Source organism: Nitrosomonas sp. (assembly GCF_043753625.1).
GTDB lineage: Bacteria > Pseudomonadota > Gammaproteobacteria > Burkholderiales > Nitrosomonadaceae > Nitrosomonas.
In genome coordinates this window covers 1-14,193 of the sequence record NZ_JAYUWI010000118.1, presented here as the reverse complement: position 1 = coordinate 14,193, position 14,193 = coordinate 1, and the positions used below count along the sequence as shown (strand labels likewise).

Genomic DNA, 14,193 nt, shown 5'->3' with positions numbered 1-14,193 from the left:
ATGAATGATTGAAACAGATCGACTTGTTGCCGCAGCACCTGCATCATCCCAGGAAGAAATTCTGGAACGGGCGCTACGCCCAAAACAACTGGAAGAATATGTCGGTCAGGAAAAGATTCGTGGGCAACTGCAGATATTCATTGAAGCAGCAAGAAATCGCCATGAAGCGCTTGATCATGTTTTGTTATTCGGTCCGCCAGGTTTAGGTAAAACTACACTTGCACATATCATTGCCAGAGAAATGGGTGTTAATTTGCGCCAAACATCTGGTCCGGTTTTAGAACGTCCGGGTGACCTGGCAGCTTTGCTCACAAACCTGGAACCTAATGATGTTTTATTTATTGATGAAATACATCGCCTGTCTCCGATGGTCGAGGAGATACTTTATCCGGCGCTGGAAGATTACCAACTTGATATTATGATTGGTGAGGGACCAGCTGCACGTTCTGTGAAATTGGATTTGCCCGCATTTACTCTGGTCGGCGCTACTACACGCGCAGGTATGCTTACTAACCCATTGCGCGATCGTTTCGGTATTGTTTCGCGATTGGAATTTTACACGCCGGAAGAGCTTTGCAAAATTGTCATCCGATCTGCTGGGCTATTGAAAGTGGAAATATCACCCGACGGTGCATTTGAAATTGCGCGTCGCTCGCGCGGTACGCCACGGATTGTTAATCGATTACTGCGTCGTGTGCGTGATTTTGCTGAAGTTAAAGCTGATGGGCATGTGACTCATGCAGTAGCCGATGCAGCTTTAAGCATGTTGGATGTGGATGCAATCGGGTTGGATATCATGGATCGAAAGTTGTTGTTGGCTGTAATAGAAAAATTTAGTGGGGGGCCAGTTGGTGTGGATAATCTCGCAGCGGCAATTAGTGAAGAACGTGACACAATTGAAGATGTGCTAGAACCTTATTTGATTCAGCAAGGATTCTTGAAGCGTACGCCAAGGGGGCGTATGGCAACAACAGCGACCTATCAGCATTTTGGCATCGCTTTGCCGAGAAATGGGTTAAATGGCGCTTTCTGGGAAGAGAATAACTTATAATCAATCATCTTATCGTTCACGACTTATGCAAATTCAAACATTACGCATCATCATAGCTGTATTACTTACATTGGTCGTTATCCTGTATTTTTATACCAATCGAGAAAAAGATTATTACAGTAAGAGTGCAGAACCTGCTGTTGCCAGGATACTGACTGAAATATCTGGCTGGGATAAGCAAGTGCTGCTGACTCATTTGGCACCAGAAGCTAAGCAAACAGTGAGTGACGAACAGCTGGATAAATTGATGAATCTATATCGTGATTTTGGCCGATTTCAGTCTATTGAAGAGCTTAATTTTTCGCGCACAGCCAGTGCATTTTCACTTGTGGGTGAGAAGCGCATCAATTATTCAGGCATTGCAAAATTTGATGCGGGGTCAGTAAATATGAATATCACTTTGTTAGAACGAGGTGGGTTCTTTCTTGTTTATAACTTTACATTAGCAAAAGTTACCAAAGTATAGGGTAATTAATAGATCAGTATAATTCATGGTATTATGCCTTGAACTATATCTGCGTTATTATAGTCTTATTTGTCGTTAGAATAGTCTTGTATTAATTTTATAGTGGAGGCATTTTATTATGGATCAAAATTACTCAACAGTTGCTCAAAGATCATCGTCGGCTATTGCGACAAACAAAGTGTTACGCAGTACATATATGCTTTTATCCCTGACATTATTGTTCAGCGGCCTCACTGCTGCACTTTCAATGTTCATGAATATGCCACCGATGACTTATATGATCTCTGTTATTGGCGGTATGGTGATCGCCATGTTTGTTCTACCTCGTTTTGCTAACTCATCAGCCGGTATAGGAATTGTTTTTCTCATTACAGGGATGCTGGGATTTGGATTGGGACCAATACTAAGTATGTATGCTTCATTGCCTAATGGTGGAAATATCATTACGTTGTCGTTAGGGGGCACAGGGGTCATATTTATGGGATTGTCAGCATATGCACTGGCTACACGAAAAGACTTCAGTTTTCTGGGTGGCTTTTTAATGGTGGGGTTTCTTTTGGTGCTATTGGCAGCACTAGCAAATATATTCCTGCAGATACCAGCCATGTCATTGATGATATCAGCTTTAGTCATCATGATTATGAGCGGTTTTATCTTGTATGACACCAGTCGCATTATTCACGGTGGTGAAACTAACTATGTGTTGGCAACCATTGGCTTGTACATGACGATATTCAATATTTTCATTAGCTTGCTACAAATATTGGGTATTATGGGAAATGACGATTAATTTCCGGTGAAAGGAATGAATACTCAAAACCCCGGTTAAACCGGGGTTTTGTTTTGGACAAAAGGGTTTTGTAGAAGAAGACATTCAGGAAGAGGGCGATATGGACTGGATGGAAATTGTTTCTGCTTTGGCGCTAGTGATGTTTATTATTATCCTGTTACCAGCTACCCGGGATATGATGAGGAATAGCTCAAAGAGCACATCGGCGGATTGGATGAGTTTTGTTATTCCCGTCGTTGTTGTTTTTTTATTTATTATGCTTTTGGTTAAATTAGTGTGATGCAGATTTTCTGCGCTGATAAGCATCTAAGAGAAAATTTATTTTTAGTAGACTCATCTCAGTTAGATTTAATGTTCAATGAGCATCATACACATTAAATAAGTCGCTTTGCAGTTTGGAATATTAAGTATGTCTGTATACCTTAAATGACTGCAGTGGTGAACTTTCAGCGAGAGGTCAAACTTGATGCTGAAACGTGAAAGTTATACTTAGCTGAGAATGTCGAAATCCACTGAAGAAAGTAAGAGGTGAATTCTGTATCCCAACAATGCTATTTAGGCGTGCTAAAACAAAAATACCATTTTATAAGCAGGGGGATATTGCTATAGAAATCATGATTTTTCCTTGTTAGGGCAGCGGTGGCGTGCTAGAATTTCCATTCGATTAATTAGCATGTAGAAGATTCTATAACTAAGAAAATCTAAGTTGCGGATAATATGGAAATTCGGCCATGGAAATGTAACTATCGTCAATAATGGTATGGTTTTAACAAAATAGGATTTTGGCGAATGACTTTCGTAAGCTGGCTAAACAAAGGTAAGACGTTCAGGTGTGGCGGTCGTAGTCGTACCTGAAATCTGTGTAATTAGTAATCATGTGGGGGGTGGGAGTATGAGAAGTAAATTAGTAGCAACCCTAGCGGGGGTATCCACTCTCGCTTTGTATTCTAGCTTGGCGGTTGGATCTAAATATAATTTTCCAGAACCGCAGAGCATAATTGCAAGAGAAACTTATGACCAACATATAGCGCTTTTGTGGATATGTTTGGCTATTTTTATTGCAGTGTTTGGTGTCATGTTTTATTCCATACTAAAGCATCGCAAGTCTGTGGGACACAAAGCGGCAAATTTTCATCACAGCACAACAGTAGAAGTAGTCTGGACAATAATACCTTGTATTATTCTTGTGGTTATGGCATTACCTGCAACTAAAACGATTATTGCAATGAAGGACACATCAGGTCCTGATATAACCATCAAGGCAACAGGTTATCAGTGGATGTGGGGGTATGATTATTTGCAGGGCGAAGGTGAAGGGATTAGTTTTTATAGTAAATTATCTACACCACGAGCTCAGATCGAGAATAAAGAACCAAAAGGTGAGAATTATTTATTAGAAGTAGATAATCGTGTCGTTGTGCCGGTAGGTAAAAAGGTGCGCGTTATTATTACGGCAAATGATGTGCTTCATGCTTGGTCTGTACCGGCGTTGGGTGTTAAGCAGGACGCTATCCCAGGCTTTATTCGGGATACATGGTTTACAGCAGATAATCCAGGAATTTATCGTGGACAGTGTTCTGAATTGTGTGGCAAAGATCATGGATATATGCCGATTGTGGTTGAGGTGATGGCGGCAAATGATTATGCGCAATGGGTAGCTGAGCAAACAAAATCAGCTACAATCAAGACATCAATGCATATCGAAAATAAGTAAAAGGAGATAACTATGGCAGCAGTACACGGTGACGAGCATGGTCACGAACATGATGATCATCATCCCAGCGGTATTATGCGTTGGGTTAAAACGACTAATCATAAAGACATTGGTACGATGTATCTTTGGTTTAGTTTTACTATGTTTATGGTGGGTGGCTTTTTGGCCATGGGGATTCGCGCGGAGCTATATCAGCCCGGCATACAAATTTTAGAGCCTGAGTTATTCAATCAATTTACGACATTGCATGGGTTGATAATGGTGTTTGGTGCCATTATGCCGGCTTTCGTGGGTTTTGCTAACTGGCAAGTGCCGATGATGATTGGTGCGCCGGATATGGCTTTTGCTCGGATGAATAACTGGAGTTTCTGGTTGCTGCCAGTGGCGGCTACTATGTTGATTGGTTCATTTTTTGTACCGGGTGGTGCAGCAGCAGGTGGTTGGACATTTTATCCACCACTTTCAACCCAAGGTGGTCTGGGTGTGGATCTAATGATTTTTTCAGTTCATGTATTGGGTGCTTCCTCAATTATGGGCTCAATTAATATCATTACGACCATTTTAAATATGCGTGCACCAGGGATGACATTGATGAAGATGCCAATGTTTGTATGGACATGGTTGATCACTGCCTATTTGCTGGTTTTGGTGATGCCGGTTTTGGCTGGTGTCGTAACTATGTTGTTGACAGATCGTCATTTTGGTACAAGCTTCTTCAATGCAGCTGGCGGGGGTGACCCAGTACTGTTTCAGCATATTTTCTGGTTTTTTGGGCACCCAGAAGTTTATATCATGATTTTGCCAGCTTTTGGTATTGTTTCTGAAATAATTCCAACTTTTTCAAGAAAGCCATTATTTGGTTATTCATCAATGGTTTATGCTACGGCATCAATCGCGATTTTATCTTGTGTTGTATGGGCGCATCATATGTTTACAGCAGGGATGCCAGCAGTTGGTCAGCTATTCTTTATGTACGCGACAATGTTGATTGCTGTGCCAACAGCGGTTAAAGTGTTTAACTGGACAGCCACGATGTGGCGCGGTTCAATGACATTTGAAACACCGATGTTATTTTCAATCGGGTTTATTTTCTTGTTTGTAATCGGTGGTTTTAGTGGTGTGATTTGCGCAATTGTTCCTATTGATATTCAAGTACAGGATACATACTATGTAATTGCCCATTTCCACTATGTTCTCGTGTCAGGTGCCTTATTTGCCTTATTTGCTGGGGTATATTATTGGATTCCAAAATGGACCGGCCATATGTACAGTGAAACGCTCGGCAAATGGCATTTCTGGCTATCGATGTTTTTCTTTAACATGACATTCTTTGTTCAGCATTTCTTAGGATTGGCTGGTATGCCGCGTAGAGTCCCGGATTACAATCTACAATTCGCAGATTTTAATATGATTTCTAGTCTCGGTGCCTTTGGATTTGGACTAACGCAGCTTCTTTTCCTTTACCTCGTGATTGATTGTATACGTAAGGGTGAAAAAGCCTCGCAGATGCCATGGGATGGTGCAACAACATTGGAATGGACGCATTTACCATCACCAGCGCCATACCATACCTTTGAAACACCACCAGTTATTAAATAAAGGCAGGCGAGAAATGTATGTCACAAGAAACGGAAATTAAGCACAAGAAGGCTAAAATAACAGCCATTTTTCTGTTGATTATGGTGGTAGCAATTTATTTAACGGTTATTTTCAAACAATGGTAACTAGCCTACTAAAAGCCAATGTAGCAATGTTGAAAAAGTTATTGGTTTTCACATTAATTATGTTTGCTTTTGGTTATGCGCTTGTGCCATTTTATGAGAAATTTTGCGAAGTAACTGGAATTAATAATCTGCTAAAACCGGATGTTCTGATTAAAGAAAACTGGGTGGATGAAGCGCGTTGGATTACAGTTGAATTTGATGCCAACACACGAGGATTGCCTTGGCAATTTAGACCACTGCAATCCAGCGCTCGTATTCATCCAGGTGAGGCAATCAGTGTGATGTACGAAATTACTAATAATTCAGACCGTGAAATAAATGGGCAGGCAATACCCAGTTACAGCCCACGTTTTCTGGATAAACATTTGAAAAAATTTGAATGTTTTTGTTTTACGAAGCAAGTGCTTAAGCCATATGAGACTAGACAAATGCCAGTGCAATTCGTAATTGAACCTGGATTGCCACCAGAGATAAACACGGTGACTATTTCATATACTTTCTTTGAATTACCCGGTAGTGGAAGCGTGGCTACAAAATGAGGCGGAGGAAGTGAATAAGATTACTGAAAAACAAAGTAGCGTTAGTATTTGGCAGATTGCTAAAGCTGTCATGGCCGCATTTATGGGAATCCGCACAAAGAGTGATCTTGAGAATGATGCTGCAACATTGAAGCCAGTTCATGTTGTCATAGGCGGGATTATTGGAGGCTTGGTATTTGTAATCTGTGTTTTGTTATTAGTTCAATTGGTTGTTAGAAATTAAATAAATCATAAGTAGGAGGAGATAAGAATGAGTCAAGAATCCGGACACTATTATGTCCCAGCACCATCGGCATATCCAATAATTGGATCGACCGCGCTGTTATGTATTATGACTGGCGCAGCCCTAACCATGAATAAAATTGAGTATGGGACTGGTGTTTTAGCAGTAGGTTTTGCCATCCTGATTTATATGTTATTTGGATGGTTTGGAACTGTTGCAAGAGAAAGTGAAAGTGGAAAATTTAATAAACAAGTTGATATGTCCTTTCGCTGGGGAATGAGTTGGTTTATTTTGACTGAAGTAATGTTTTTCTGCGCATTCTTTGGTGCATTGTTTTACATGCGAAATTTTTCTATACCGTGGCTAGAATTAGAAAGCTCAGTATTAGGAAATAGTTTTTGGTCTGCGTATAATGGCGCATGGCCGACTGCAGGACCTGGAGTGCACGAACAATTTACTCCAATGGGCGCATGGGGTTTACCAGCTTTCAACACAATGCTACTTCTGTTGTCTGGTGTAACATGTACCTTGGCACATCATGCACTGAAAGAGAATAGACGTGGTGCCCTCAAAAATTGGTTGCTCGCAACCATATTTTTAGGCGCTTTATTTATAGGCTGTCAAGCTTATGAATATATACATGCTTATAGCGACTTAAATCTTAAATTAACTACAGGGGCTTATGGATCAACCTTTTTCATGCTGACAGGTTTTCATGGATTCCATGTAACTGTAGGTGCAATTATGCTGACTGTTATTTACTTCCGCAGTTTAGCCGGGCACTTTACACCTGAGCATCACTTTGGCTTTGAAGGCGTGGCTTGGTACTGGCACTTTGTTGACGTGGTATGGTTAGGACTGTTTATTTTCGTATATTTGATGTAAAAACAAAAAAACAGGCAGTAGAGAAGATTCCAGATTTTGCACTAATGATAAATTTAGCTAGAAGAAATAATCTCTAGTAATGTGTGAAAGTCTGGAATTTTTTATTTATGAATTAAAAGATAAGAAATTCACTTAATATTTCTCCTAAAGTTGACTAAAAATATAGGATATATATTTCCTTAAATTAACAGTCAATCGAGTATCAATTTTATGTAGACAGAAAATGATTGTATTGGGATACCGCTTTGAACCAAAGCTGTGGGTGATTTTAGTTACGGCAGTGTCTGTAATCATTTTCATTGAATTGGGTAAGTGGCAATTATCTCGCGCAGACGAAAAAAATGCACGGCATGAGCTTCTTGAACAATATGCAAAGCAACCCGCAGTGACTTTACCAAATACTTTGGCCAGGCTAGAAGATTTCCAGTATCGAGAAGTTGAAGTGCAGGGTGAATTTCTTTCTGAACACACAATATTTCTGGATAATAAAACTCACCGGGGTCATGCAGGCTATCACGTTATTACCCCACTTAAGGTTTTGAATAGCGCACTACTGGTTGTGATCAACAGAGGTTGGGTTTCGACGGGATATGATAGATCAGTATTGCCGCGTGTTAATGAGATTAATGGTGTTGTTAAAGTAACTGGGCTAGTGGCAGCACCAGAATTGAGGACATTCAAGCTGTCCGAAGTGGTAACAGCTGGTAAGGTTTGGAATGACTTTAATTTGCAGCGTTATCAGGAGGAAATAGGGCAAGAAATTCAACCCCTGATGGTATTGCAAAAGAATAATGTAGAGGATGGACTGATACGTGATTGGGATAGACCAGAATCAGGTGCTGCCAAGAATTTAGGCTATGCAGTTCAATGGTTTTTATTAGCAACTACAGCAATAATTATTTTCTTAGTATTGAATGTTAAACGAAAAAATACAAAAGTCTAATAGGCGTAAATTTTTATTACTTCTGGCGCTAATGTGCGCACCGGTTGTAATTTCTTATACATTATATTTTCTGGACTATAAACCAGAAAGTAAACACTATGGTGATTTAATACCGATCGTTAAAGTGACAGGAAAAGCAACGAACCAAGCCGATAATACGATCCTTCGCATGAAGGATCTGCATGGAAAATGGGTATTGGTGACAGTAGATTCTGGGCATTGTGACGAAGCTTGTCAGCAAAAACTATATTTTATGCGGCAAGTGCGATTAGTGCAGGGAAAACAGAAACATCGAATTGAGCGGCTTTGGCTAATTAATGACGACGTCATTCCAGATGCAGAATTAGTTAAACAATACGAAGGTGCATTCTTTGCTAAAGCAAAGGATAGCGAGATTCTTGGTTTTATTGAAACCAAAGAAATACAAACAAAACATATCTACCTAATTGATCCGATAGGTAATTTGATGATGCGTTTTCCAGAAAACGTAGATGGAACAAAAATGGGTCATGACATAAAACGATTGTTACATGTTTCGCAATTAGAACATTAAGATTAATTAGTATTTTTGCGGACAGAACCTGATTGAATCAAAATATAAAGATATTCAATCCAAATAAATAAAGGAGATCAAAGACATGTCTACTAGTATGACTTGGCATGAAACAGCAACGCGTATTAATCAGTTTTATCGTTTAACGAAACCGCGTGTTGTATCGTTGATTGTTTTTACCGCGGTTATCGGAATGTTTCTCGCAGTACCCGGAGCAGTACCTTTAGATATCTTGATCTTTGGTACGATTGGCATTGCGTTAGTAGCCGGGGCTGCCGCAGCATTAAATTGCTTGGTAGAACAAAAGATGGACGCTGTTATGGCGCGAACGAAAGGAAGGCCGCTCCCACAAGGAAAAGTAAGTGTTCCAGAAACCTTATTTTTTCTATTGATTGTCGGAGGGTTGGGACTTTTTATCCTGTATCACTGGGTTAATTCGCTTACTATGTGGTTGACATTGGGAACTTTTGTAGGCTACGCCATAATCTATACTGTGATTCTGAAACCGCTAACGCCACAGAATATCGTAATAGGCGGCGCCTCAGGCGCTATGCCGCCTGTGTTGGGTTGGGCAGCAGTTACGGGTGATGTTACGGCGGATGCGCTGTTATTATTTTTGATTATCTTTGCCTGGACACCGCCTCATTTTTGGGCGCTTGCGCTATACAGAAAAAATGAATATGCATCAATTGGAATGCCTATGCTTCCAGTGACACATGGCGATCAATTTACAAAATTGCATGTGTTGTTGTATACAATCATTTTGTGTATTGTAACAACACTACCTTATATTACCCAAATGAGTGGACTGATTTATTTGGGAAGTTCGGTTGTGTTAAATGGAATTTTTATGTACTACGCAGTAGAAATTTACAGAAACTATAGTGATCAATTGGCGCGAGAAGCATTCCGCTATTCGATACTCTATTTAGCGCTGCTATTCGTAGCACTACTAGTAGATCACTACTTCTTTCTCTAGAGCTTAAGTTTTAAGTATCAGGAATATTGCGTTTGTAATATGTGAGATTATGTGGTTGTCACATATTACAAGCGCAAATCAAACACACTTCTCAGATTGACTCGGTTTTAGGAAATAATTTTCCAGGATTAAGAATATTGTTGGGATCGAACAGATGTTTGATGCTCTTCATTAAATCCAGCGTTGACTGGTCTATCTCTTTCGTTACAAAAGCACGTTTCTCGCTACCAATGCCATGTTCTCCGGATAAAGTGCCTCGAAGCTTGATGACTAAGTCAAATATTTCATCCAAACAGCATTCGGCTCGTGCAACCTCTTCCGCATCATCAGGGTTTATCAACAAATTGACATGGATATTGCCGTTCCCAGCATGACCAAAATTCACATTGTGTAGGTGATGTTGCGTACTTAGTTGCGTCAAGCCGTGTAGAAATTGGGGCAAAGCGTTGACTGGTACTACAACATCTTCATTAATTTTCTTGGGCGCAATTTCACGTAACAAAGGGGATAAAGCCTTGCGGGCTTTCCATAGTGCCGCGGTATCATCCACTGGGTTGGCGTGAATCAATCCGTCGGTTCTGCATGCCGCAAGAATTCCGGATAACGCATCAGGGATGTCATTTTTGGAACCATCGACTTCAATCATCAGCATGGCGGTTGTATTCGTTGGTAGCATGTCAGGATAGCGGCCCCGTATCAGGTTTAGCGAGCCCGAGTCCAGAAATTCAAGAGCGCTTGGTAGTTGTGGTAGCGACATAATATTAACGATAGCTTCTGTGCAACTTGAAAGATCGTGGAAATGTGCTGTAATGCCAGCGACGGAACTGGGTAAAGCAGTTAGTTTAAGTGTTGCCTCGGTAATCACTGCGAGCGTTCCTTCTGAACCAATCAAAAGTCGAGTAAGATCATAGCCGACGACACCTTTGGTGGTGTAGCAGCCGGTGGTAATGAAGTTTCCCGCACCGGTCACAGCTTTCAAACCCAAAACATGTTCCCGCGTCGTGCCATATTTAACCGCATGAGGACCACCCGCACTGGTGGCAATATTTCCACCAACGCTTGAGAACATGGCACTGGATGGATCGGGCGGCCAGAAAAAACCAAATGGCTTGGCAGCGTCTTGTACGGATTGATTCAACACACCAGGTTCAGCCACTATGACGCGATTCGCAGGATCGACCGAAATGATGTTGAGCATGCGCTCCATCGATAAAGCAATGCCGCCAAATTCTGGCAAGCTACCGCCTGCTGTGCCGGTACCACGTCCGCGAGGAATCAGTGGAACTTGGTATTGATTACATAACGTAACGATGTGTTGTACTTCCTCGCCAGTTAGCGGAAACAGGACGGCATCAGGCGGAAAGATTTTGCGGCTATTATCATAGGCATAAGAATAGCAATCAACCGGATCGGTATAAAAGCGATCGGGAGGAAATGCCCCCTGCAAATCAGCTATCAAATTAGCCGGTAACATGAAATTAATTCAGATATTCGAATACTTTGACGACTTTCTTCACACCAGATGTAGCACTGGCAATTTGCGCTGCATTATCGGCTTCTTGTCGCGTAACTACACCGAGCAAATACACCACTTCATTTTCTGTCACTATCTTGACGTGATTAATCTGAAACTTACGTTCAGTTAAAAACCGCGTCTTAACCTTGGAAGTAATCAATGTATCATTGCTGCGGGAAGCCAGCGAAGTATTTCCGGCAACAGCAATCTCATTGAAGATTTTGCGTACATTATCAACACCCATAATCAGTTTTTCAATATCTGCCTTGATGGTTTCAGTCGGCACTTCTCCCGTTAACAGGACCATACGATTATAACTGGTGATATTGATGTGTACTTGATCACCAAATTGCTGATAAATACGCCGAGCCCCTTTTAATTCAATGCCCTCATCTTCAATGAACATGCCGCTGGTTCTGCGATCCTCGGAGATATATGCACCGGTTCCTGCTGCCGTACCAACTGCAAACATCGGAACACAACCAACCAGAAACGGGAAGATTAAAAAAAGTGTCAGCCAGGTTTGATTGAGATATTTCATTTAATTTGCTCCACAGAATTCAAAATTTCATGCCTGATAATACAGTAAAATAGCCAGATCACGAATAATCAATGGCCTAAAACACGACATCACAAATTGACTTAATGGGCATTATGAGCATAGAAGAATACCAACATACTTTAACTGAGCAAATACAAAGCGCGGGTAAGGGCGATACTTCATCCACCGTGCTGGGTGTGGCAGCGGGAGAAGATCGTTATCTGATTCCCATGATTGAAGTCAGTGAAGTCATACAAATACCCAAATTAGCACACGTTCCGTTAACGCAACCCTGGTTTCTTGGTTTGGCCAATGTGAGGGGAAATCTATACGGAATCACAGATTTAGGCGTTTATCTGGGCGGCAATCCAACGGCATTCAACCTAAAGTCAAGAATATTACTTGCTTCTCCAGGGAATAATATTTTCGGTGGATTTATAGTTAATTGTATGCTGGGTATCAGAAGTTTGTCCGAATTTACACCCGTTAAATCGGCTAAAAAGAAACTGTCTAAGGGTATTACCGCAAATTATAAAGATACAGAAGGTCGATTGTGGCGAGAATTAAGTCTGGATGAATTGATTCGCGATGAAAAATTTTTGCAGATCGCGCGTGAATGAAATGCTATCTGAACCAACTGCCGGTACGTTTTTATTACAAATTATCTGATAAGTGATTAAGAGAATCATGTCGACTTCCCATCCAGTAGCAAAAGATAAAGCCAAAATTCTGTCCGAAGCGTTGCCTTATATACAACGCTTTCATGGCAAAACCATCGTGATTAAATATGGCGGGAATGCCATGGTGGAAGAAAATCTCAAGCATGGATTTGCACGCGATGTGGTGTTGCTAAAACTGGTCGGCATGAATCCCGTGGTGGTTCATGGTGGCGGCCCGCAGATCGATGACATGCTCAAGCGTGTCGGTAAGCAAGGTGAATTTATCCAAGGCATGCGTGTAACCGATGCGGAAACCATGGATCTGGTTGAAATGGTATTAGGCGGATCAGTCAATAAAGACATCGTGAGTCTGATCAATCGCCACGGCGGCAAGGCCGTTGGTCTAACGGGGAAGGATGGCGCCTTTATCCGCGCCAAGAAGATGCTCATGGCAGATCGTGAGACAGCGGGAAAATGGATCAATATCGGGCAAGTTGGCGAAATCGAATCGATTGACCCCTCGCTCATTGCGTTGCTCGATACGCAAGATTTTATTCCGGTCATTGCACCCATTGGTGTGGGTGCCGAAGGTGAGTCCTATAATATCAATGCAGATCTGGTCGCCGGTAAGCTGGCTGAGATTCTCAAGGCGGAAAAACTGATTTTATTATCCAACATCCCCGGTGTGCTGGATAAAGCAGGCAATCTGCTGACTGGGCTTACCGCGGAAAGAGTGGATGAGTTATTTGCCGATGGCACCATTTCCGGCGGTATGCTACCCAAGATTGGATCTGCTCTGGATGCCGTCAAGAAGGGTGTCAAATCCTGCCACATCATTGATGGGCGGGTAGAGCATGCACTGCTGCTGGAAATATTGACCGATCAAGGTGTGGGTACTTTGATTAAGGCAAACTAAAAAATCTTTGACTGACTGTCATTCCGAGCATCGCGAGAAATCTACTAAGACTCCTCATTGTGTTCGGGATAACCAATGTCAGTTATTCAGGATTTCTTTAAGGAAGCTCTGATTAAGTCCTTCGACAGGCTCAGGACGAACGGTAATATATTGATTACGTTCGTAGTGAGATTCTATGGTTCGCGTCAAGCATTTTTTGTAATCCTTTCCGGGTCGAAAGTTGAATTGTAATGATGAATAGACCAGGCTGCGCGGGCGACTTTGCGGGCGATGATTACCAGTGCTGCGGTAGTACTCCAGCCATGGGCGCGGTAATGCTCATAGATAGGCTTCCAAGCTTTGGATTTGGCGGCGGCCATTGCGGCGTTAAACAGCAAGCGGCGCAACTCGGCGGGGCCGCGTTTGGATAGGCGCCTGCGGCCTATCTTGTTGCCGGAGTCGTTGGCTCTCGGGTCGAAGCCCGTGAATGCGACGAATGCATCCGCATTGCGGAAAGGCACGCGCTCCAACGTATTGGTCAGCGCCATGCCCACCACGGGACCGACACCTGGCAATGGTTTGCAAACGCTGTTGCGCTTCCTTGTGTTGCGGGGAATGCGCCGCAATCGCGGTCATGGTGGAATCGATCTTGGCAATCAGGGCATCAAGCTTGTTCGAGACAGCTTTGAGTTCGGCGGTAAAGCCACTCAGGTTG

At 42.1% G+C, this 14,193-nt stretch carries 17 protein-coding genes; 14 read left to right on the top strand and 3 right to left on the bottom strand.

Annotation, left to right across the window (positions count from 1 at the left end):
* Positions 1-4 precede the first annotated feature (4 nt).
* From ruvB to cyoE, 12 genes are all read left to right on the top strand, one after another.
* Positions 5-1,051: a Holliday junction branch migration DNA helicase RuvB gene (gene ruvB, locus ACH10T_RS09860; protein WP_394809110.1), complete on the top strand. Its 1,047-nt coding sequence runs from the start codon at positions 5-7 to the stop codon at positions 1,049-1,051.
* A 25-nt stretch (positions 1,052-1,076) separates the two neighbouring features.
* Positions 1,077-1,517, top strand: a complete 441-nt coding sequence (locus tag ACH10T_RS09855; protein WP_394809109.1) for a hypothetical protein — start codon at positions 1,077-1,079, stop codon at positions 1,515-1,517.
* Positions 1,518-1,695: 178 nt separating this feature from the next.
* Positions 1,696-2,307, top strand: coding sequence for a Bax inhibitor-1/YccA family protein (locus ACH10T_RS09850; protein ID WP_394809108.1), 612 nt, complete (start codon positions 1,696-1,698; stop codon positions 2,305-2,307).
* A gap of 100 nt (positions 2,308-2,407) precedes the next feature.
* Positions 2,408-2,587: a hypothetical protein gene (locus ACH10T_RS09845; RefSeq protein ID WP_394809107.1), complete on the top strand. Its 180-nt coding sequence runs from the start codon at positions 2,408-2,410 to the stop codon at positions 2,585-2,587.
* A 612-nt stretch (positions 2,588-3,199) separates the two neighbouring features.
* Complete coding sequence (coxB, locus tag ACH10T_RS09840) at positions 3,200-4,021, top strand: cytochrome c oxidase subunit II (protein ID WP_394809106.1); 822 nt, start codon at positions 3,200-3,202, stop codon at positions 4,019-4,021.
* Between the two features lie 12 nt (positions 4,022-4,033).
* Complete coding sequence (gene ctaD / locus ACH10T_RS09835; protein ID WP_394809105.1) at positions 4,034-5,620, top strand: cytochrome c oxidase subunit I; 1,587 nt, start codon at positions 4,034-4,036, stop codon at positions 5,618-5,620.
* Positions 5,621-5,738: 118 nt separating this feature from the next.
* Positions 5,739-6,284, top strand: a complete 546-nt coding sequence (locus tag ACH10T_RS09830) for a cytochrome c oxidase assembly protein (RefSeq protein ID WP_394809104.1) — start codon at positions 5,739-5,741, stop codon at positions 6,282-6,284.
* Between the two features lie 10 nt (positions 6,285-6,294).
* On the top strand, positions 6,295-6,507 hold the full coding sequence (locus ACH10T_RS09825) for a DUF2970 domain-containing protein (RefSeq protein ID WP_292993028.1): 213 nt from the start codon (positions 6,295-6,297) through the stop codon (positions 6,505-6,507).
* A 27-nt stretch (positions 6,508-6,534) separates the two neighbouring features.
* A complete protein-coding gene (locus ACH10T_RS09820) occupies positions 6,535-7,392 on the top strand; it encodes a cytochrome c oxidase subunit 3 (protein ID WP_394809103.1) in 858 nt (285 codons plus the stop codon).
* Between the two features lie 223 nt (positions 7,393-7,615).
* A complete protein-coding gene (locus tag ACH10T_RS09815; RefSeq protein ID WP_394809102.1) occupies positions 7,616-8,335 on the top strand; it encodes an SURF1 family protein in 720 nt (239 codons plus the stop codon).
* The gene (locus ACH10T_RS09810) at positions 8,307-8,888 is read left to right on the top strand and encodes an SCO family protein (RefSeq protein ID WP_394809101.1); all 582 of its coding nucleotides are present in this window, start codon (positions 8,307-8,309) and stop codon (positions 8,886-8,888) included. The genes ACH10T_RS09815 and ACH10T_RS09810 overlap by 29 nt, the downstream gene beginning before the upstream one ends.
* Before the next feature lie 85 nt (positions 8,889-8,973).
* Complete coding sequence (gene cyoE / locus ACH10T_RS09805; RefSeq protein WP_394809100.1) at positions 8,974-9,867, top strand: heme o synthase; 894 nt, start codon at positions 8,974-8,976, stop codon at positions 9,865-9,867.
* Positions 9,868-9,958: 91 nt separating this feature from the next.
* On the opposite strand, the gene ACH10T_RS09800 is transcribed toward cyoE, so the two are convergent.
* Positions 9,959-11,341, bottom strand: coding sequence for an FAD-binding oxidoreductase (locus tag ACH10T_RS09800; RefSeq protein ID WP_394809099.1), 1,383 nt, complete (start codon positions 11,339-11,341; stop codon positions 9,959-9,961).
* A gap of 4 nt (positions 11,342-11,345) precedes the next feature.
* On the bottom strand, positions 11,346-11,924 hold the full coding sequence (locus ACH10T_RS09795) for a BON domain-containing protein (RefSeq protein ID WP_394809098.1): 579 nt from the start codon (positions 11,922-11,924) through the stop codon (positions 11,346-11,348).
* 113 nt (positions 11,925-12,037) lie between these two features.
* Between ACH10T_RS09795 and ACH10T_RS09790 the strand changes: the two genes are divergently transcribed.
* Both ACH10T_RS09790 and argB read left to right on the top strand, forming a co-directional pair.
* Positions 12,038-12,544, top strand: coding sequence for a chemotaxis protein CheW (locus ACH10T_RS09790; RefSeq protein ID WP_394809097.1), 507 nt, complete (start codon positions 12,038-12,040; stop codon positions 12,542-12,544).
* Positions 12,545-12,611: 67 nt separating this feature from the next.
* Positions 12,612-13,499: an acetylglutamate kinase gene (gene argB, locus ACH10T_RS09785; protein ID WP_394809096.1), complete on the top strand. Its 888-nt coding sequence runs from the start codon at positions 12,612-12,614 to the stop codon at positions 13,497-13,499.
* Between the two features lie 185 nt (positions 13,500-13,684).
* Here argB and ACH10T_RS09780 read toward each other — a convergent pair whose 3' ends face one another.
* Positions 13,685-14,053, bottom strand: a complete 369-nt coding sequence (locus ACH10T_RS09780; protein ID WP_394809095.1) for a transposase — start codon at positions 14,051-14,053, stop codon at positions 13,685-13,687.
* Between the last annotated feature and the right edge of the window lie 140 nt (positions 14,054-14,193).